We start from the raw sequence: 19997 nt of genomic DNA, 5'->3' as shown, positions 1-19997 counted from the left end.
CTTTCGCGCGGGTTCCGAGCGATCCGGCTTTCCTGCCGAGAACAGGGGATATTCATGCTTACCGCGCAACTCACCCTCCGAGAAGTCACCAAGCGATACGACGACCGCGTCGTCCTGGATCGCGTCAGCCTCGCCATCCGCCCCGGCGACAAGGTCGGCGTGGTCGGGGACAACGGCTCCGGAAAATCCACGCTGCTGCGCCTGATCGCCGGTCGGGAAACACCCGACAATGGTGAGGTCATCGTCCAATCACCGGGCGGTACAGGCTATTTGGCGCAAAGCCTGGACCTGCCCCCGACCGCCACGGTCGCCGACGCGATCGACCTGGCACTGACCGATCTCCGCGAACTCGAAACCCGCATGCGGCAGGCCGAACTGGCACTCGTCGCACCCGGCTCGCTCGGTGAGCGCCTGGCCGTCTACGACGACCTGGTGCGCCGGTTCGAGGCGCGCGGGGGATATACGGCCGAACAGCGGGTGGACGCCGCACTGCATGGTCTCGGCCTCCCCGGCCTGGACCGAAATCGCCTGCTGGGCACGCTGTCCGGTGGTGAGAGGCGACGTCTGGCCCTGGCCGGAACCCTCGCCTCCGCACCGGAACTGCTCCTGTTGGACGAGCCGACCAACGACCTCGACGACGCGGCCGTGGAGTGGCTCGAACGCCAACTCCGCGCCCACCGCGGCACGGTGGTGGCGGTGACCCACGACCGCGTCTTCCTCGAACGCATCACCTCGGTGGTCCTGGAAGTCGACGCGGGCCGGGTCTCCCGTCACGGCAACGGCTACGCGGGCTACCTCACCGCCAAAGCCGCTGCCCGCCAACGCCAACAGCAGGAATACGACACCTGGCGAGCCGAACTGGCCCGCGGTGAACGCCTGGCCGAGTCCAATGTGGCCCGCCTGGACGCCATTCCCCGAAAACTGCCCTTGGCGGTCTTCGCCGCGGGCCCCTTCCGCACCCGCAGCCGCGGCCACGGCGCCCAATCCCGTATCCGCAACGCCAAGGAAAGAGTAGCCAGACTGACCGCGAATCCTGTTGCCGCACCTGCGGACCCGCTCCAGTTCAGCGCCTTTACCCGTACATCCCCTCGCCATCTCGGCGACGCCAGCCCTCGCCATCTCGGCGACGCCAGCCCTCGCCATCTCGGCGACGCCACCCCTCCTCATCTCGGCGACGCCACCCCCCGTCATCCCGGCGGGTTTTCGGCCGGGATCCAGACCCCGCAGGAGAGTCCCGCAGTCATCGCGGACCTATCCGATATCGTTGTCCCCGAACGCCTCCAGTTGCACCACCTGCGCATTACCGCGGGCGAACGCCTCCTGGTAACCGGCCCGAACGGAGTAGGCAAAACCACCCTGCTGCGTGTACTGGCGGGCGAGCTGACCCCGGACACCGGTGAGGTAACCATCCGAGGCCGCGTAGGCCACCTACGTCAGGACGAATCCCCCTGGGCGGCAAACCGAACCGTCCTGGAAGCCTACGCCTCCGGCCGCATCGGCTACCCCGACGAGCACGCCGACGAACTCCTGTCCCTCGGCCTGTTCCGCCCCGCCGATCTGTCCCTGCGCGTAGCCGAACTCTCCTTCGGTCAACGCCGCCGCATCGAATTGGCAAGGCTGGTCAGCGATCCCGCCGATCTGCTGCTGCTGGACGAGCCGACCAACCACCTGTCCCCGGCCCTGGTCGAGGACCTGGAACAGGCCCTCACCGGCTTCCCCGGCGCGGTCGTCCTGGTCACCCACGACCGCCGCATGCGCGACCGCTTCCACGGCCGCATTCTCGAAATGCGCCCGACTCAGAACGCGTACTGCATGACGTAATCGCTGTGCGACTGCGTCCCGACCAGAAAGGTTTTGGTACCCGCGATGGCAAACCCGTGTTTGCGGTAGAACCGCTGCGCCCGCACGTTCTCCTGATTCACGCCCAGCCACACCGCCGCACTGCCGTCGGCCTTCGCGGTCTCGAGCACCGTGGTCATGAGTTCCCCGGACACCCCGTTGCCGTGGTGTCCGGGCAGCACGTACATCTTGGAGAGCTCGGTCACCGGCCGCAGCGTAATCACCGCCGCGACATCGGGATTGGCGGGTTCGGCGGTGTGCAGCAGGCTGTAGCCGACAATCCGATCGTCCGAGACCGCCTTCAGCACGATCCGATCCGGATCGGCGAGGTACTCCTCGAACCGCTCCGGTGACAGCCACTCGGCGATGAACGCCGCGATATCGGCGGGCGTCGACCCCGGCGGGCAGGCCAGCGGAAATGTCGCCGCGGCGACCTCGCTCATGTTCCGGCATCGCCGTGACCGGCGCGTCCAATGGTCACTGGAGAGTTGCTCACTCGTCCAGTGAAGCATGCTCCGTCGCGGCCCGCGCGGGCGCTCCGGTTCCGCCGGTGCGGGTGTGGAAGACCTGCGCGAACCCGATCAGCACGAGGGCGAAGAGCAGCGGCACCGCGAATCCGGCCCGCAGATTCGCTCCGGCTGAAATGGCCCCGACGACAACGCCGCCCACGAGCGTCCCCGCGTAGTTGAACAGGTTCAGCCGGGCGATCAACGCATCGAGCCCGCGTCCGCTGGTGAGTTGCCCGGTCTCGCTGAAGCACAGCGGTGCGATGAGCGGCAATCCGATTCCGGCAATGAGGAATCCGATGATCGCGACCACGGGCGCGGGCGCGGCGACCACCACCGCCAGCCCGATCGAACCCACCACCGACGCGCCGCGCACCACCGCGCGCGGCCCGTACTTGCGCACCCACATATCGCCGGTGAGCCGACCCAGCAGCGAGGCGCCCTGGTACGCCGCCAAGGCCAGCGCCGCCGCCCACGACGAGGACAGCAGCACATCGGTCAGATACAGCGCCGACCAGTTCCCGACCGCGAAGTCGATGGCGAACGCCAGCGCCAGCACCACCCCGAAGATCAGGAAGATCCGCGTCGGCACCGAGGTGATCGGCTCCTGTTCGGCGGGCCCGGCCTCGGCCGCATCGGTGCCGAGCAGTCGCGGTCCGGCCGCCACCGCGCCCGCGAGCACCACCGCCGAGGCGGTCAGAATGCTCACCCACAGCGGTACGTCCAGGCCCTCGAACGCCGAGACGAACAGCGCCCCGATAATCGATCCGCCACTCCACGCCGCGTAGAACGACGAGAGCACGAATCGCCCATAGCCATGCTGAATGAATACCGCCTGCATATTCGTGCCCGCGTCCACGATGCCCACGGCCACGCCGTACACCCCCAGCGCGATGAATAGCACGATCTTGTTCGGCGAGAACGCGACCCCGACACCGGAGGCGGCGATGAGCAGCAGCCCGATCCGCAGCGACGTGCGACTGGACGAATGCAGGGCGATCTTCTCCGCGGTGATACTGCCGCCGCCTGCGAGCACGGAGATCATCGCCACAGCGGCGACGATGAGGGTATCGGTGAGTCCGTACTTGTCGCGCTGCTGCGGCAGCTCGGTCAGGATGACGGCCAGGAAGAACCCTTGGAGGGCGAACGCCACCGAATTGGCGGCGCGCGCCGCACGGAGCAGCGGGTTCAGGGTCTCGAGCATCCCGAAAGAGTAGCGGCGGCAATCGACTCCGGCATCCCGGGCGTCGATAACAATCCGCTCGGCCGTTCATTACGCCGCGCTCGCGGTTGCGTAACGAATCTTGCCGCTTTCCTGTCTGGTTGGCCCCGGGCTGCGGCACTCTGGAGAGTACGGCGTGAGCCGGTGGTTTCCGGGTACATCGGAAGCGGCTCATGAGAAGTGGCTGGGGCGGTGATCGTGTGAGCACGAGGCGAGTGGAAGTTCCGCGCGGGCAATCGGTGGCCCTCGTCGATCCGGAACCGAATCAGTTATCGGCGGTGCCGGATTCGCGCGGGCATCGACCGGGTGAGCGGTGCCGGGAGCCGGGGTGTGTGAGCTGTCACTGGGACACCCAGCGGCTCAAGTTCTGGCTACGCGCGCGGCTGCTGGCGGCGGGCGCGGAGGACGCGCAAGTGGATGTGTCGATCGGCGATCTCACCCCGGATCTGTTGTGGCGCAAGGGGGATCGGGTCTGCGCCATCGAGGTGCGCAGTGCGGCACCGGAGTTGGGCCGGGCTCGGCAGTTGACGGCGGCATTGAAGTCCAACGGCTGCGGTGAGGTGCTGTGGATCACCCCGCCCGGTTTCTGGACCGCACAGCTACCGGCTTTGGGCATAGACGATTTCGCGCCCGCGGCCTGCGATTACCGGGTACTGGGCGGTATGTTCTCCGCCGGCCCGGCTGGCGTGGTTTCACCCAGTCAATCCGCCTGTGAGCTGCGGGACTCAATCACAGGATGGGTCGCGGAACAGGTCGCGTACGGCTTCCGCGACGAGCACACGGGAGGCTGGGCCACGGTGACCGATTGGGAACGTCACACTCGGACACAGGCCGCCGTCATCGCACGGCAGCGCCAGGAAATCATGAATCAGCGCACCGCGCTTGCGTTGGCACGCAAGGCGACTCGTGACAAGACCAAGCAGATGCTGCGCTTGACCCATCGACTGGAGCGCGCCGAGGCCGCCGCCCAGGAGCAGGCCGACGATCTGGCCCAGGCCCGCCGCCGCATCGCCGATCACAGCCGGGTGGACGCCACCCTGCGCATTACCGTCGCCGGTCAGAAGGCGGCGATCATGCACTGGCAGTTGATCTCCTGGTTCGCCCTGCTGATCATCGTCACCTTCATCGCGGCGGGCATTCTGATCCGCTAGTCCGAATCCAGCACGCTCGCCGGGACGCCGTAGGGCAGGAAGCGCACCCTGCGGCGTTCATCGGTGTTGTCCCGGTGCGCGCGCAGGGCTTCGAGTTCGTTCGGGAACACCTGATCCACGCGGGCGGTCCCGTCGTCATCGAGGGTGTAGATCGCCCACACCCCGCTCCCGGTCTCCCCGGTGGTCGGTTCCTCGGGCTTGGCCGAGCGCGCCGGGCCGCCCTGCACCAGCGGCCCGAGCAGCGAGACCAGCGAATTCAAGGTGGTGCGATCGAGATACTCCCCGGCTTTGCCGATCAGATCCCGGAATTCGATCCCGGCGTCCCGCAGGGCGCGTTCGAAGTCTTCCGGATCGATCCCGAAGGGCCCATTGGTTGCCATATCCGGTGCTCCTGGTGACGAGTGTGGGTGCTACCGCCCCCAGTCTCCTCGCGCGATCCCACCCGCGCCACGTGCGTTTCGGAATTGACGCGTCCTCGGATTCGTTGCCCGGGGCGTGACTGTGACCACGAGGTAGATGGCCCCGACCGTGTATCCGGTGGCCATCACCGGGGGCCATTCGACCAGTGCCACGACCCCGGCCGAACTGGTGGCCCCACCCGCCGTCGTCGGATGAGTCGGTGGTGCCACCGTCCTCCGCACCCAAACCTGCTCCGGGCTACGACTTCTCGATATTCTCGAAGTCGAAGAGTCCGGACCAGGTGACCTTGGCCTTGACCTTGTCCGAGCGCGCCGCGGCGGCGCTGTATTCGAGTACGGGCACATCGGCCATATCGGCCAGCAACAGGGTTTGCGCCTGGGCCAGCAGCCCGTACGCCTGATCGGGGGTGGAGGAGGCCAGGGCGGCATGGAGCAGGCGGTCGAATTCCGGGTTGGCGTAGTCGATGTCGTTGGTCTCGGACCCGCCCAGATACTGCGAGGTGAGGAATTCGAACATGGACGGGTAGTCGCCCTGCCAGGCGTACCGGAACGCCTTGTTGACGGTGCGGTGGGTGACCTCGTCGCGCAAGTTCTTGAAGGTCGGGTACGGGAATCCGCTGGCCTCGATGCCGAGGGTGTTCTTCACGCTGTTGGCGATGGCCTCGATGACGGCCTGGTGATCGCCGTCGGCGTTGTACGCGATCTGCAAGGCACCCGACCACGGCGAGAGGGCATCGGCCTGCGCCCACATCTTCTTGGCCTCGTCGGGGTTGTACTCGAGCCACTGCACACCGGGCAGATCACCGCGGAAGCCGGGCAGAGTGGAGGCGGTGAAGTCGAGCGCGGGCAACCGCGCCCCGTGGAAGATATTGGCGCAGATCTGACCCCGGTTGATCGCCATGGAGATCGCCTTGCGCCGCAGCACGCCTTCCGGCCCGCCGAAATGCGCCAGGTTCGGCTGGAACCCGATATGCAGATTCTGCGCGGTGGGATGGTCGATGGCCCGGTCGCCGAGATCCTTCTTGTAGGTCTCCAGCGCACTGGTGGGCACGGTGTCCAGCGCGTCGAGGTTTCCCGCGAGCAGATCGGCGTAGGCGGTGTCGAAGGACTGATACATCGCGAACTTCAGGCCCTTGTTCTTCGCGGGCCGCCCACCGTGATACCCCGCGTTGGGCTTGACGGTGATCTCGACATTGTGGTCCCAGTTGGTCAGCTCGTACGGGCCGTTGCCGACCGGATGTTCACCGAACGCCTTCATATCCTTGTACGCCGCCTCGGGCAGCGGATAGAACGGCGAGAATCCCAGCGACAGTTCGAAATCCATCGACGGCTCGGTGAGATCGACGGTGAAGGTGCGCGTGTCGACCACCTTCAGCCCGGACAGCGTCTGGGCCTTGGGCGGATCGGCGGTCACCTCGGCGTAGCCGGCAATGGGGGAGAACACCCAGCTGCTCAACTGGGCATTGGTGCCCAGCGCGCCGTAGTTCCAGGCGTCGACGAACGATTTCGCCGTGACCGGTGTCCCGTCGGTGAAGGTCCAATCCGGTTTCAGTGTGATCGTGTAGTGCTGGCGATCGGGTGAATCGATCGACTGCGCCATCTCATTGAACGATTTGCCGTCCACGTCGTAGTATTTGAGCCCCGCGAACAACCGGTCGACGACGCGCCCGCCCTGGTTCTCATTGGTATTGGACGGCACCAGCGGATTCTGCGGCTCACCGGCATTGACTATGACATATCCGTTATCACCGCCACCGCTCGAGGAACACCCCGTCAGGGCGGGACTGGCGACCAACGCGGCCGCGAAACACAAGGCGGCGATCGACATTCGCTTCAAGATTCTTCCCCTATCCAGCGTGTCCGGCACGGCCGCGGCGAAGCCCGAAGCACCCGCCCGGCTGCGGCTATCGTGGGAGGGTAGCGATCTTGTACGGCGCAACCACAGGTTTGAATCGTATTTGTTTCAGCATATTCGCGTCCCGGCAATACGAAATCCGGTGTCGGATCACCCGCGCGTGAGCCGGAATGGCCCCCGGTCCCAGCGCCATTGGTGCCGCAGCACCATGGCGGCCAGGTCCAGCAGCTCGATCCCGGTGTCGTCGCGGTACCGGCGTAGCTCGGTCCAATCCATCGGCCCGGCGGCCAGGCGATTGCGGAGCAGGTTCTCCCGGCGGGTGTCCACCTTGCGCGCCATGAGATCCGCGACCCCCTGCTCCGCGCCGGTCCAGACCAGCCAGCCCCAGCCGCGCGCGTGCGCGTACGCGCGGCCCGCGGCGGATTTCACGCGATTCACATGGAACGCGGTGTGCGCCAAGGGGATTACGTCGATCAGCACGACGCGGTCGTCGGTGAAACGTGCCACGGCGGTCGGATAGTGCGAACGCTCGCTGCCGTCGATGTCGTACACGATCTCGGCGGGATACTCCTGAAAGCTCTCGACCCGCTCGCTCCCGTCGAGTTGACGCAGCAGCCGCGCCTGCAATCCGGTGTCGAAAGTCGTTTCCCGCGAGAGCTTCTCGGAGTACATCGACCCGCGCCCGTCATCGACGAGGTCCAGGGTTCGCGCCGGTGCCGTGGGCAGTTCGTCCGGTGCCCTGTCCGCCCACTCCACGCGGTGCAGCCAGGGGTTCCAGATGCCCGCGGGAACCTCTTCCAGATGCTCGGGCGGCATGAGGTGCCACCGGCCCTTCTGCTGCCATCCCGCGATGCGCTGGAAGACGAAGCCCGCCAACCGCTTCGACTCCTGCAGATCGTGCCCGGCCAGGCGCAGCTTCAGATACGCGCGGTCCTGCGCGACGATATCGCTGTCGGTGGCATAGGTTTCGCCGAGCAGTGTGCGCACCAGCCGCTCATCGCTCCAGTCCAGCGGATACCGGGCGGCGAAGACGCTCAGATCGTGAGTACCGCTGAGCTGTGCGGCCCGCACCATATTGCCCACGGCGCGGGTGTAGAGCTGGCGCGCACGATCGCGGGAGACGCCGAAGCGCGCGCCGAGCAGGGTCAGGGTTTCGGGTGGTTCGCCGTCCAAACCGAGACGGCAGGTGATGAGCGCGCCCTCGCGCGGGCGTTCGGCCGCCTGTTCGCCGACCATGGCGGCCAGCACCTCGTCGATCTCCTCCAGGCCGAAGTCATCGCCGCCGAAGGTTGTCGCCGCACGCTCAGTACTCGTCACAGTGGCCCCTGCCGTTTCGCCAGTCTGTTCGACGAGCTTAGCGGCGGGGGCCGACAGGTTGCGGGAGGTCGGCTGGTCGATCAGCCGATGGCCGCGTTCATGATGGTTCCGGCACTGGTGGCGATAATGCCGCCGATCATCGCGCCCGCCACCATCTTCGGCGAGGCCAGGCCGCCGCCGGACCACTTCTCCCACGCGAAGCGACCACCCGCGTAGGTGATGCCCAGCACGCCGGAGAGCAGAACGAACCAGGTGAAGTACCGGACCAGCTTCAGCAGCTTGTCGGCCACCGGCGGAGTCTCGGGCGTGGGATTGCTGATCTGGGCGAGCACGGAGCTGTCGCTGAGATGAAGCACAGTGTCGTGGAAGGCGCTGAGCATGGGGGTCACCCCCATGACGTTACCTCGAAAACACCCCGACATGCCCGGGAATGTTTGGCTGAATCCCTTGCGCGCCAGGAGTTTACGTGGCGGTAGGGGGAGGGGGACATCGAGTCCGTTGAGCGGATGACGAGATTCGAACTCGCGACCCTCACCTTGGCAAGGTGATGCGCTACCAGCTGCGCTACATCCGCTTGCGCGTCTTCCGGGGCCTCGCGGCTCCGTCGGCGTGCGAGAGAAGACATTAGCCGACAATGCGCCGAACCGCCAAAACGGGGTGCCGCGCCCCGTCCTCAGCGCGGCGCGGTCTCGCCCTGCAACGGTACGATCGATGCGATCAGCGTCCTGTCTCCGCTGGTAGAGGTCATAACGAGCTGCGGCGGCCAGACCTTGCTCGAATTGTCCGGATGCGTTTCGCTGACCACCATGATGTGCTGTCCGCCGAAGGGCCCCGGCATGATCTGCACGCAGTATTTGGTCCCCACCGGAATGCTGTCGATGCCCGCCTGGATGTCCGCGACCGAGGGCGCGGTGGCATCGGGTGCGAACATCTCGTGCACGCGTTCGCCATTGCGCTCGACGTAGTACCGGTTCTGTAGGGCCAAGATCACATCCGGACCGGACTTGGTACTACCGGGTCCATTGCCGCGAATGCTGGTGCCGCTCATCTCATTCGGGCACAGCGCCGGATTCGCCGCGGCCACCGGCGCCGCCGAACTGGTGACGGCCGACGTCGGCGGGGGAGCGGCCACGGTCGGCATCGGCCCGCTCTTGTCATCGGGGGTCATCTTGGCCATCTGCACCGCCACCGCCGCGACGACCGCGACCACGGCCAGCACCCCCAATAGTGGTGCGGCCCAGGCGGGATACGGCCCGCGCCGGGGTTTCGAGCGCAGCGGCCCGGACCGCGGTCGCGTCGGTTCCGTGCGCCGATGCCGCGCGCCGACATGCGGCCGCAATTCGGGTTCGTAGTAGTCGTCGTCGTCGTACTCGTCGTCATAGTCGTACGCGGGTTCGGTGTGGCGCGCGGCGACCGGCTCGGGTTCCGGTGCGATCCAATCCGACCAGTCGCCGGTGTACTCGTCCTCGTCCTGACTGGGAGTCAGCGGCTCCCGCTCCTGTGTGGTCATCGCGTCGCCTGAGGTTGCGGGTTGGGGATCAGGGGAGCCCCGCTGGTGGTCGGTGCGACCGAGACGCCGGGTGCGATGGCGATCAGTGGCGCACTCCCGCTGGTGGTGGTCCCACCGGTGGTCCCGCCGCCGGAATCGCCGCCGCCGAGCGGGAATTGGCCGCCGGGAATACTGCTCGTGGTGACCGTGCTGCTGGGCGCGAAGTCGAATCCGTTGCCGGGCTTGTCACTTCCGCCGGCCGGCACCGCTCCCGGCTTGTTCACCGAGGACAGGTCGTGCGCCAGCGCCGCGAACCAGGTGCCGACGAATTGTGTTGGGCTGTCCCCGAACCCGCCGCCCTGCGCATGGGTGTAGTCATGCTTGGCGGCGGTGTTCCAGTACCGCACCCAGGTGGTGACGTCCAGCAGATCCTTGTTGTCGGTGACGTTCTGCACCAGCGCCGAGAACGCCTGCGTGGTGAGATTGCTGATGGTGGTGGGCGGCACCAGATCCGCCACCGCCCCGACCAGTTTGGTGCCCAGCAGGGCAAGTCCCGCAATGGGATTGGCCAGTCCGGCCGCCGCGATCTCGGCGATATTGGTGGCGGTGAGCACGTTCTTCACCACGGCCACCACGGAATTGAAGGCAATGGTGCCGACCTTGACCAGCGCCTGCATGGCCGCGGGCAGATTCAGCGAGGTATTGGGATCGGCCGCGTCGGCGATCCGCTGCGACAGCGACTTCTGCGGCTGGATCGACAGATCGGTGATCGACTTACCGGAGATGTCATTGTTCACCACATTGGTGAAGGTCTTGATCGAGGTGAAAGCCAGTGCCTCGGCAATGGATTTGAGCGAGGCGATCGGATCGCCGCCCGAAATCTCCACCTGCCCGGCGATATTGGCGACCGCCTTGAGCAGCGGCGCGTTGTCGGGCGCGTCACAGGCCAGATCCCCGTCGGCGCAGAAGCTGGCAACCCGCCCGCTCAGACTCCCGAAGTTGACCCCGCCGCTGGTCGTCGTCCCGCCGGTGAGGGTGGAGGAGATATTCGAGACATTGCCGATATTGGCCGCGGTCCCCATACCGGATCCGGTCGGCGGCCGATCCGATTGCGGTGGCGGCGGCAGCTTCGCGACTTCGGTGCCGCTGGTGCCGGGCGCGGCATCGGGCTCCTTCTGCCCCGGCTTGCCCGGGAACATGGCCGCTCCCGCGGTGCGCGTGGGATCGCCGAACAGCGCGACCGCCGCGACCTTGTCGGCCGGGACGACGCCCTTGCCCGCCGCGACCTCCTGCGCGAAGAGCGAGGCCACATGTGCCCCCTGCGAATATCCAGCTACCGCGATCCGGGTGTTCGAACAGCGATCGGCGACCTGTTTCGCCATGGACCGCAAGCGATCCAGCCCATTGGTCACCGATTGCGAGTAGGTGGTCTTGTCACTGATGACCGCCCCGCCGAACGACGACTCGTACGGCACGTACGCGCGATCCACCAGTCCGGCGTCCGACGCCTCGGACATCATCGGCCGGAAGACCGTGGACAGCATCCCCGTATCGGTGGTCACCGCGGCATCGGGCGAGGATTCCCCGGTCCCCTGCACCCCGAGCGCGAACAGCGCCGGGCAGCTGTCCAGCGCCAGATTCGTATTGGGCGGACCGGCTCCGGCCCCGCCGATGGTCACCGCGGTGAAGAGCCCCGCGGTGGTAATGATGAGCAGCAGTTTCCGGACCACGCCGCACCTCGTTCAGCTCATGGACTCGCGGTCTTCGCGCCTGGTTGCGCGCCTGCGGTGATCCGCGCCCCGGCCGCGCGGGCCGTGGTGAGGATCTGCTCGGCGAGATGCCGAACCGGTTGTGGCGGTGTGCGCGTGGGATCGCCCTCATCCACCGGTGAGACGGTGACGGTCGGATTCCACGCGGCCATTTCATGAGGTTCGAGCGCCCGCCACTGCTCCAGCCAGCCCAGTCGCCAGACCTGCGCGCCGAGCTCGCGCGCGAGGTCCTCGGCGTCGTCGCGGCGTTCGATGACCGGATTGGGCAGTGGGCGTGCGGAATCGGCGACGGTGATGATCCCGACGACTTCGCTCCCGGCGGGCGTGGCGTGCTGTTCATGCGAGATCAGCGCGCGGTGCAGCGTGTTCATCCCGCGCATATGCGTGCGCGCCACCAGCACCACCAGCGGTGAGTCCATATCCGCGCCGATGCCGATGCGCGCGGGCCAGCGCTGTCCGGCGTCCCCGGCCCAGCTCATACTGGCGGCCAGACTGCTCACCCCCGCACCGCCGTGCACGCCGACCAGCCACAGCAGCGGCGGGCGGGCGGGCCGATTCGGTACGGCGCGTTGCCACATGGGCACCGGGGGCAGGCTGACCATGGTCATCGCACCGCCCCCAGCAGCGCCAGGTACGCATCGCGCGTTTCGGCGGCCAGTCGATGCCAGGAGATGAGTCCGCCGCTGGCGAGGTGAATATCGAAGGGCACCAACTGCACCGCGCGCACCCATTCGCCGAGGTGCGCCCGCACATGCGCGAGGATGGCCGTGCCCGAGCCCGGCGTCTGCTCGGTCAGCACGATCACCGCGTCGCCGACGACGAATTCGCTGTAGTTCTCGTCCAGCCATTCGAGCGCGGGTTGCAGCCGGTTGATGGCATCGGGTCGCGCGGCCACGGTGATCACCAACCCGACCCGCGGATCGGCGAGCAGGGGAGCGGCCAGCCGGGAGGTCACCGGTGCGCCCGCGTCGAATATGGCCAGCAGCCCGGCGGTTTCGAGATGCCGCGCCACCGAGACCAGCGTTTCCCGTCGCGGCAGCGCCTCCGGGCCGCGGGACAGCACCCGCACGCCCGTACTGGCCTGCCCCGCGCACGCGCCGACGCTGGACGGCAGTTCGGGATGCGCCGACACCAGCCAGGTTTGAATGGTGCTCACCGGCTGCGCGGTATCGCAGCCGCGTCGCGCCAGATCCCCGCCGCCGAGGGTGGCGTCGACCGCGACCGGCCATACCTCGCCCTCACTGTCGATGGCGGCGGCCGCGGCCAATCCCAATGCGGTGGTCGATGATCCGGACGACCCGGATCCGCCCAGCACCAGCACCGAGGGCACCGCGGCACGCACCAGCCGCCCCTGTCCGCCGCGCAGCGGCACCGGATCGGTGGGCTTACCGATCGGGGTGCGCGGCGCGGGTTCGGCCTCGGGTTCGGTGGCGCGGCGGATCAGGTCATGGACATCGACCATCGCTCACCTGCCGCCGGCGATGATCGAACTGATCAACACCTGGTTGTCGCGCGTGACGGTGGTGAAAATCTGCTGCCAGGACGATTGCGAGCCGTCCGGGCGGAGTTCATTGACGGTGACATCCCAGTGATCGGTGGTGAGCCGGGTGATGCTCACACAGTGCTGGGTTCCGGCCATCACCGCCGAAATGGCGTCGCGGGTGGCCTGTTCCGGGGCGGCCTGCGCGTCCGGGGTGAGCAGACTCCGGACCACCGAGGCATCGCGCAGCACGTACCAGGCGTACTCCAGGCGCAGGATGACACCCGGGCCGGAGCTGGTATCGCCCGCGCTGGCGCCGCTCACGTGATCGGCGGTGCTGGTGGTCTGGCACCAGGAGGGCTGGACCGGCTGCGCGGGCGGATTCGTCGCCGGGACAAGCGATGCCGTGGCCGGGGTCGCGCTGGTATCTGAGGTCGGGGTGAGGATCGCCAGCATTGCCACCGCGATGACGGCGAGCGAGGCGACGGCCGCCGCGACCACGGTCATCCGGGTGCGTACCCGACGTCGCCGCCGGGTCTGCTCCGCGCGTTCCCGGGCGGCGGCCATGAGGTGGGCCATGGGGTCTTCGGGAATATCGTCCGGGCCCTTGGCGAGTGAGACGCGCGCCTGCGCGCTCACCTCCTCGGGTACGGTCGCGGCATCATCGAGCCACTGCGCCCAGGCCGGACCGCCCTGGGCGGCGGAACGAGGTTTCGGAGCGGTCGGCGGTAACGCGGGTAATGGTGGTCGCGGCGCCGTGCGGTGGTCGTCCTGTTCGATCACGGCGTCTCCCAATGCTTTCTCGTCAGGCACCTGGCGCGGGCGCTAGCGCGGCCAGGAAGGTTTCGGGCGTCAGAGGCGGCATCTGGGCGACGGCGGAGCGCAGGGAGTCGACGGTGGTTTCGACGGTCTGCACCGCCTGATCGACGGTCTGCGTGACCTGGGTGGTGACCTGCTCCACGACCGGGGCTACCTGCTGGGCCACGGGGGCTACGGCGTCGTAGACGGGTTGGGCCGCTGGGACGGGAGCCACGGCGGGGACGATGGGGGAGACCGGGGCGGGGGCTGAAACCGGTGCCGCCACAGGCTGATCGATCGTCGCCGGATCGGCTGGCGGTGGTTTGGTGGCGTCACCGCCACTGAGCGCACCGGCACCTAGAGCTCCCAGCGTGGCACCGATAGCCCACGCAGGGGCGCTGACAGCCGCGCCGACCGCAAGGCCGACTAGACACCCAGTACCGCCACCGATAATTGCGCCTGCCGGGGCACCAACACCCGCAGTCGGTAGTCCGCCGATTACACCACCAGCAATAGCGCCAACCACTGCTCCAGTGATGCAGCCAGAAGGTAGAAGGACCGCAGGCGCAACCGTTCCTACACCACCACCGACCAACGCACCTACCGTGCTTGACGCGGCCCGGCGGTCGGATTCTTCGCGCGAGTAGCCCATGCCGTCGTACGCAGCAGCGATCTGCCACTCCGCCATGTCCAGGTATGCCTGGGCCTTGTCGCGGGACTTCGTATCGATGAAGTCGGGCAGCTGAACCGAACTGGTGCCCACCCGCAACTTGTGCGGGTCACTCGGCATCACTTCCTGATTCGGATTCTGCGGCTGTACCGCTTCCGGTTCCGGCTCGGTCGTATCCGGCTGCACGGTCTGCGGTTTCGGCTGGACCAGCGTATTCGTATCCGGCTTGGTCTGCTGTTGCGGGCGCGGCCGGCTGGGCGGGGCGATGGGCGGGTCCGGAATCCAGTCCGCCGGGCTGGGTGCGGTATTCGCGGGCGGCTGCTGGGGCGAGGTGCTCAACCCCGGTTGACCCTCCCCGGGAACCGCGAGCCCCGGCTGGCCGGGCGCGGCTCCGGCGATGCCCTGACCGGCGACGAGCATTATCGGCAAAACCGATAATGCGAGTGAAGTTCGTTTGGAATTCATTACCCATTCCCCTTACCAGAACGGTCGAGCGCGGGCTGACCCGCCCGAAACCCCCTGCCGACCAGCGCTATTCGCGCCTGGTGTCGAATCCACCGCAGCTGACCCATGACTGAACCCCACCACCGTGCGATGATCATGTTTCCGGATCGATCCTACCCGGAACCGCGCTCCTCACAACTGGATACGGGTTAGTCGGAACGAATTCTTCTGCGTACGCGATTCCGCATCGTACGATCGCATCCGCTCACCGCAAGAACCGTGCGCCGCAGTATTTCTCACCCGCCCGCCGGTTCCCGGAAGGAATTCCCATGCGTGCTCGGCCAGCATCCTTCGCGCTAACCCTGGCGCTCTCACTCACCGCCACCCTGACTCTCACCGCCTGCGCCGATATCGGCGGCACCGGCGTCACCACCACCAGCCTCGCCCCGCCCGATCCCGCGCACGCCCCCGCCGACGTGCACTGGGAACCTTTCCAGGGCGTCCAATTACCCATCGGCGCGCACGACGGCCCCACCAAGATCGGCACCACCGCCTCGGGCTACTCGCACACTCCCCAGGGCGCGGCCCTGGCCGCCATCAACCACACGGTCCGCCTCTCCCTGGCCCCCGACAGCGCCTGGCCCGACGTGGCCTCCCAATCCCTCATGCCCGGCCCCGCCAAGGACTCCTGGGTGCTGTCCCGAGCCCAGATCTCGGTCACCGCCCCCGCCGACCCCGCGGTAGCCCCCCGCATCTCCGGCTACAGAATGGCCACCTACGACCCCATCCGCACCGACATAACCATCTACACCACCTATCCCGACGCCAGCATCGCCGCCACCCTCCAAACGGTCGAATGGTCCGCCGAGGACTGGCGTCTGCGCCTCCCCGACCCGAACTCCAAAACGGTTACCGTGCAGTCGATCCCGGCTATTCCGGAAGGGGCGGTCAAACTGGAGCCGCCCAATTAGGCGACTCCAGTTGGCTGCTCAGCGCTCCCAGACCCCGCTGGCGAGGAACGAATCCCATTGATCGGCGGAGAAGACCAGCGCCGGACCGCTCGGATCCTTCGAATCACGGACGCCGACAAAGCTGTCGACGAATGCGATCTCGACGCATTCGGAGGCATTCGGTGATTTGCTGGACTTGAACCATTTCGCCTGGGACAGATCGTTATTCACTCCGCGTGCTCCTTCGCGATACTCCACACCAGATCTCTGGTGGCATCCTCACTCAACGCTACCTGTTCGAGGTCGGCAATCGCCCGGCGGTGCCGATCGATGACATCGCTCTGCTCCAGATAGAGCGCGCCCTCGTAGCCATCGACATAAACCACCGGTGGTTCGACCAATCGACTTGCCAGCGGCGGGAATTCGAGCAGCGCGAACGAGCGCGCCACCAGTCCGAGCGGCGCTGGCGCGGTGAACGGCACGACTCGGATCGTGAGATTGTCGCGCTCGGTGGCTTCGATGAGGTGCCGCAACTGTTCGGCCAACACCACCGGGCCACCGGGTTGATGTCGCAGAACCGCCTCCGACAGTAGAGCTTTCATTCGAAATCCGTCCTTGTCGAGCACCGTTCGCCTGCGCGCGGCCAGTTCGAGTCGGCGCTCGACATCGACGGCGGAGAGTTCCGGATCGGCGGCGACCGTCAGGGATCGGCGATATGCGGACGTCTGCAACAGGCCCGGTACCAGCGAAAGCTGGTGTGTCGTAAGTTGATCGGCCGCCGACTCCAGATCCAGATAGTGATCGAAGTGTGCGGCGAACTGATCGCTGTAAGACCGCCACCACCCCTTGGTCGTTCCCTGTGTTTTGGCCGCTTGGTCCTGCTGCTTGACCTCCTCCCACAGCGCGAGAATCTCATCTCGCTCTTCGCTCGGGTGGGTGATCCCGTAGAAATCCAAGAGGTCCCGAATTTGAGACGTCGATATTTTAATCTTCCGCCCATCTTCCATACGGCCAACGCTCTGCGGTGAGATCTCGATGTGGAGCCCGGCCACCAATTGGCCTTTGCCTGAACGGATTCGGTGCTCGCGAAGCGTGCGCCCCAGCGCCCTGCGGGGAAGTGATGTTCCGGCCATTTCTTTAGCCTCACTATCCGGGTTGCCCCGTATTGGAATACCCCTCAACGGATTGCCACCAGGTTATCTGGAATTGCCTCGGTAGTAGTGCCACTTGAATCAATCTGAGTCCACGAACGATTCACCCACTCATCTCCCACCGGAGGCTGAAATGTCCTGGGACGCATGGGCTCTACTCGCAATCCTCGCCCTCTGCGCGGCGGTGATCATCTGGTCCTGCTGGGGCTTCTACCGCGAACGCGATTCCCAGGAGCCCCACCTACTCCGACTCACCCTCACCACCGGGGGATACCTCACCATCCCCCGCCCCCTCGACCACCCCGTAGCCCGGCACCGCCCCCGCCCGCGAAATGAAAGGCCATACCTTCTGAATAACCTTATATCACAATGACTTTCGCCTTTCGCGGCGTGGTTTACGCGGGTAAAATTGAGGCATGATTCCAAAGGGGGAAACCGGTATCGTGAACGGCGCGCACGCGCTGCTCACATCGGTGCGCACCCTCATCGAGGAATCCTTCTACCCCCTCACCGATCCCGAGTTCGTCGGGGTGATGGGCGAGGTGGAAACCGCACTGCGCCAGTTGGAAACGGTCAAGCATCGCCTGATCGCCGAAACCGAACGCCGCTCGCTGGCCGATCGCAATGGTTTCCGCAAAACCTCCGTCTATCTGGAACGCACCCTGCATTTGAGTCACGCCGACGCCCTGGCCCGAGTCCGCGCGGCGGAAAAGCTGAGCCCACAGCTCACCCCGCAGGGTCAGGACGTGGGCCCCGCACTGCCGTATGTGGCTCTCGCACAAGAGGAAGGCGCGATCTCGGTCGACCACGCCCGCCGCATCGCATGGATCATCAACCGCCTCCCCGACATCACCACCGACCCCGAGCGCGAGAACGCCGAACAGATCCTCACCGACTACGCCCGCGAAGGTTCACCCGACGCCCTGCCCGGCCTCGGCGAGGAAATCATGGCCCGCATCGACCCAGACGGCACCCTCACCCGCGACCGGGACCGCCAGCGCCGCCGCGGCCTGACCCTGGGCAAACAACGCGTCGACGGCATGTCCCAACTGACCGGCGAGATCACCCCGGAACTGCGCGCCCTGCTGGACCCATTGCTGGCCAAGTTCGCCCGCCCCGGCATGTGCAACCCCGAAGATCCAAACAGCCCATGCCCCGGCATAGTCGCTGCGACCAACACCTCCGCCACCCCCGCTCCCACCGCGACTGTTCCCACCCCCGCTCCCACCGCGACTGTTCCCACCGCCGCGACTACCGCGACTGCTCCCACCGCCGCGACTGCCGTGATTGTTCCCGCCGCCGCGACCGCCGCGATTGTTCCCACCGCCGCGATTGTTCCCACCGCCGCGATTGTTCTCACCGCCGCGACTACCGCGACTGTTCCCACCGCCGCGACTACCGCGACTGTTCCCACCGCCGCGACTGCCGTGATTGTTCCCACCGCCGCGACTGCCGCGACTGCCGCGACTGCCGTGATTGTTCCCACCGCCGCGACTGCCGCGACTGCCGCTACCGCCGCGACTGCTCCCACCGCTGCGACTGCCGCCACCGTCGCGACCGCTGCGACCGCTGCGACCGCTGCTACCGTCGCGACCGCTGCTACCGCTGCCGCCGTCGCGACTGCTGCGACGTCCACCAGCGCCGCGACGGTCGGCGCTGCCGCCACTGTCGCGGGTGTCGCCGCCGTCAGTCCGGGTTCCGCGGATGGGGTGAACGGTGTGGACGATATCGAGCTGCTCCGAGCTGCCGCCGCGCGTGATACGCGCACGGCCGCGCAACGCAATCACGATGCGCTGCTGAGCATCCTGCGCCTGGGTATCGACACCACCGCCCTCGGCACCCACCGCGGCCTCCCGGTCGCGGCGATCATCACCATGACCCTGGCCGAGGTCGAGCAGGCCGCCGGCGTGGCGACCACCGCCACCGGCGGCACCGTCTCAATCCCCGACGCATTGAAACTCGCCCAGGGTTCGCGCCCATGGCTGGCGATCTTCGACGGCGCGAGCATGCCCCTGCGTCTGGGCCGGGGCCGCCGCTTGGCCAGTCCCGCACAGCGTTTGGCATTGATCGCCGCCGAAAAAGGCTGCACCCGCCCCGAATGCAATGCGCCCGCCTCGATCGCGGCCGTGCACCATGTCACCGACTACGCCAAGAACGGCCGCACCGATATCGAGAACCTCACTCTGACGTGCGATTCCTGCCACGCCCTGATTCACGACGGTCCCGGTGGCTGGAAAACAGTGAAACTGCCCTCGGACCACAAGTTCCCAGGTCGCACCGGCTGGATCGCGCCGCCGACGGTGGACCCGTCGGGGGTGCCGAAGGTGAATCGACGTCATGATCTGCGTGGGCAGCTGCTGAGCGGGTTGGCGAAGATCCATGCGCGTAATGATGTTGCCGCGCAACGGCACCGCTCGCGGTTGGGTCCGTTGGCGGTCTCGGTTTCCTCTGCGGGGGAGTAGGTTGGCGGCCCGGGGCCTTCGTAGCGGATTTCCGAGAAGACCTTGCGTTCCAGCGGGGTTCGGAAGAATGCCACGATTTTCCGGAGTGGGAACCTCCCCTGCCGTACCCGGCTCGAGCCACCCGTTGGGAGCCGCATTCGCACGACCCAGCCTGGCTGGCTGTGGGAACCTTCAGAACCACAACCCCAAAGACGCCCAGAGGAGAAGAACAACACCCTCGACGGGCTGGACAGGTAATCAGGGGGTACTCGGACAGGGAAACGGGCAAATCATGACACCAGTACCCCTTAACGTGCGTCCCGATCGTTGGAGGCTCTGAAGGTGCTGTGGTGGAGGGGTTCTGGGCCCGCGGGGCCCTTGTGTTCTTCTCGTCCTGGCGTCCTTTGTTTTGGTTCTGAAGGTTCCCACGGCCACCCAGCCAGGCTGGGTCGTGAGAGCGCGTCTCCCCATGGGGGAGCGAAAGCCGGGTACGGCA

At 66.9% G+C, this 19997-nt stretch carries 17 protein-coding genes, 1 tRNA gene and 1 pseudogene; 4 read left to right on the top strand and 15 right to left on the bottom strand.

Annotation, left to right across the window (positions count from 1 at the left end; translation table 11 throughout):
* Positions 1–54: 54 nt before the first annotated feature.
* Positions 55–1821 (top strand): ABC-F family ATP-binding cassette domain-containing protein, encoded by a 1767-nt coding sequence (locus tag NA10_RS38490; RefSeq protein ID WP_067564410.1) that lies wholly within the window; start codon positions 55–57, stop codon positions 1819–1821.
* On the opposite strand, the pseudogene NA10_RS05865 reads toward NA10_RS38490, so the two are convergent.
* Both NA10_RS05865 and NA10_RS05860 read right to left on the bottom strand, forming a co-directional pair.
* A pseudogene (locus NA10_RS05865) lies at positions 1797–2335 on the bottom strand (GNAT family N-acetyltransferase). The gene NA10_RS38490 and the pseudogene NA10_RS05865 sit on opposite strands and share 25 nt — an antisense overlap.
* The gene (locus NA10_RS05860; RefSeq protein WP_067564407.1) at positions 2332–3549 is read right to left on the bottom strand and encodes an MFS transporter; all 1218 of its coding nucleotides are present in this window, start codon (positions 3547–3549) and stop codon (positions 2332–2334) included. Before NA10_RS05860 ends, NA10_RS05865 begins: the two are co-directional and overlap by 4 nt.
* Positions 3550–3899: 350 nt before the next feature.
* On the opposite strand from NA10_RS05860, the gene NA10_RS05855 reads away from it, so the two are divergent.
* Complete coding sequence (locus NA10_RS05855) at positions 3900–4718, top strand: hypothetical protein (protein WP_245677052.1); 819 nt, start codon at positions 3900–3902, stop codon at positions 4716–4718.
* Here the strand turns inward: NA10_RS05855 and NA10_RS05850 are convergent.
* From NA10_RS05850 to NA10_RS05800, 11 genes are all read right to left on the bottom strand, one after another.
* Positions 4715–5098, bottom strand: coding sequence for an Rv0313 family protein (locus tag NA10_RS05850; protein ID WP_067564405.1), 384 nt, complete (start codon positions 5096–5098; stop codon positions 4715–4717). The genes NA10_RS05855 and NA10_RS05850 overlap by 4 nt on opposite strands.
* Positions 5099–5375: 277 nt before the next feature.
* Complete coding sequence (locus NA10_RS05845; RefSeq protein WP_067564403.1) at positions 5376–6965, bottom strand: peptide ABC transporter substrate-binding protein; 1590 nt, start codon at positions 6963–6965, stop codon at positions 5376–5378.
* 177 nt (positions 6966–7142) lie between these two features.
* Positions 7143–8309 (bottom strand): hypothetical protein, encoded by a 1167-nt coding sequence (locus tag NA10_RS05840; RefSeq protein WP_067564401.1) that lies wholly within the window; start codon positions 8307–8309, stop codon positions 7143–7145.
* A gap of 80 nt (positions 8310–8389) precedes the next feature.
* Positions 8390–8704, bottom strand: coding sequence for a hypothetical protein (locus NA10_RS05835; RefSeq protein WP_084514345.1), 315 nt, complete (start codon positions 8702–8704; stop codon positions 8390–8392).
* 106 nt (positions 8705–8810) lie between these two features.
* Positions 8811–8883: transfer RNA gene (locus NA10_RS05830), tRNA-Gly, on the bottom strand.
* 99 nt (positions 8884–8982) lie between these two features.
* The gene (locus NA10_RS05825) at positions 8983–9819 is read right to left on the bottom strand and encodes a DUF8176 domain-containing protein (protein ID WP_067564399.1); all 837 of its coding nucleotides are present in this window, start codon (positions 9817–9819) and stop codon (positions 8983–8985) included.
* Positions 9816–11528, bottom strand: a complete 1713-nt coding sequence (locus NA10_RS05820; RefSeq protein WP_067564397.1) for a cutinase family protein — start codon at positions 11526–11528, stop codon at positions 9816–9818. Before NA10_RS05820 ends, NA10_RS05825 begins: the two co-directional genes overlap by 4 nt.
* A gap of 17 nt (positions 11529–11545) precedes the next feature.
* Positions 11546–12175: a hypothetical protein gene (locus NA10_RS05815; RefSeq protein ID WP_157556099.1), complete on the bottom strand. Its 630-nt coding sequence runs from the start codon at positions 12173–12175 to the stop codon at positions 11546–11548.
* Positions 12172–13029 (bottom strand): MinD/ParA family ATP-binding protein, encoded by an 858-nt coding sequence (locus NA10_RS05810; protein WP_067564394.1) that lies wholly within the window; start codon positions 13027–13029, stop codon positions 12172–12174. Before NA10_RS05810 ends, NA10_RS05815 begins: the two co-directional genes overlap by 4 nt.
* Before the next feature lie 3 nt (positions 13030–13032).
* Entirely contained in the window at positions 13033–13830 is a 798-nt protein-coding gene (locus NA10_RS05805) for a DUF8176 domain-containing protein (protein WP_157556097.1), read from the bottom strand.
* Positions 13831–13852: 22 nt separating this feature from the next.
* On the bottom strand, positions 13853–14980 hold the full coding sequence (locus tag NA10_RS05800) for a hypothetical protein (protein WP_157556095.1): 1128 nt from the start codon (positions 14978–14980) through the stop codon (positions 13853–13855).
* 308 nt (positions 14981–15288) lie between these two features.
* Between NA10_RS05800 and NA10_RS39090 the strand changes: the two genes are divergently transcribed.
* Positions 15289–15930 (top strand): DUF8175 domain-containg protein, encoded by a 642-nt coding sequence (locus NA10_RS39090; RefSeq protein WP_084514344.1) that lies wholly within the window; start codon positions 15289–15291, stop codon positions 15928–15930.
* Between the two features lie 18 nt (positions 15931–15948).
* Here NA10_RS39090 and NA10_RS05790 read toward each other — a convergent pair whose 3' ends face one another.
* Together NA10_RS05790 and NA10_RS05785 are read right to left on the bottom strand one after the other, a co-directional pair.
* Positions 15949–16140 carry a DUF397 domain-containing protein gene (locus NA10_RS05790; RefSeq protein ID WP_067564389.1) on the bottom strand — a complete coding sequence of 64 codons (192 nt, stop codon included), beginning with the start codon at positions 16138–16140 and terminating at the stop codon, positions 15949–15951.
* A complete protein-coding gene (locus NA10_RS05785; protein ID WP_084514343.1) occupies positions 16137–17042 on the bottom strand; it encodes a helix-turn-helix domain-containing protein in 906 nt (301 codons plus the stop codon). Before NA10_RS05785 ends, NA10_RS05790 begins: the two co-directional genes overlap by 4 nt.
* Before the next feature lie 434 nt (positions 17043–17476).
* Here NA10_RS05785 and NA10_RS38480 point away from each other — a divergent pair, with 434 nt between their 5' ends.
* Complete coding sequence (locus tag NA10_RS38480; RefSeq protein ID WP_067564385.1) at positions 17477–19522, top strand: HNH endonuclease signature motif containing protein; 2046 nt, start codon at positions 17477–17479, stop codon at positions 19520–19522.
* The last annotated feature ends 475 nt before the right edge of the window (positions 19523–19997 follow it).

The organism is Nocardia acidivorans NBRC 108247 (assembly GCF_001625085.1).
Lineage (GTDB): Bacteria > Actinomycetota > Actinomycetes > Mycobacteriales > Mycobacteriaceae > Nocardia > Nocardia acidivorans.
Note: the sequence above shows the minus strand (reverse complement) of the source record. Positions and strands in the feature narration are given on the sequence as shown.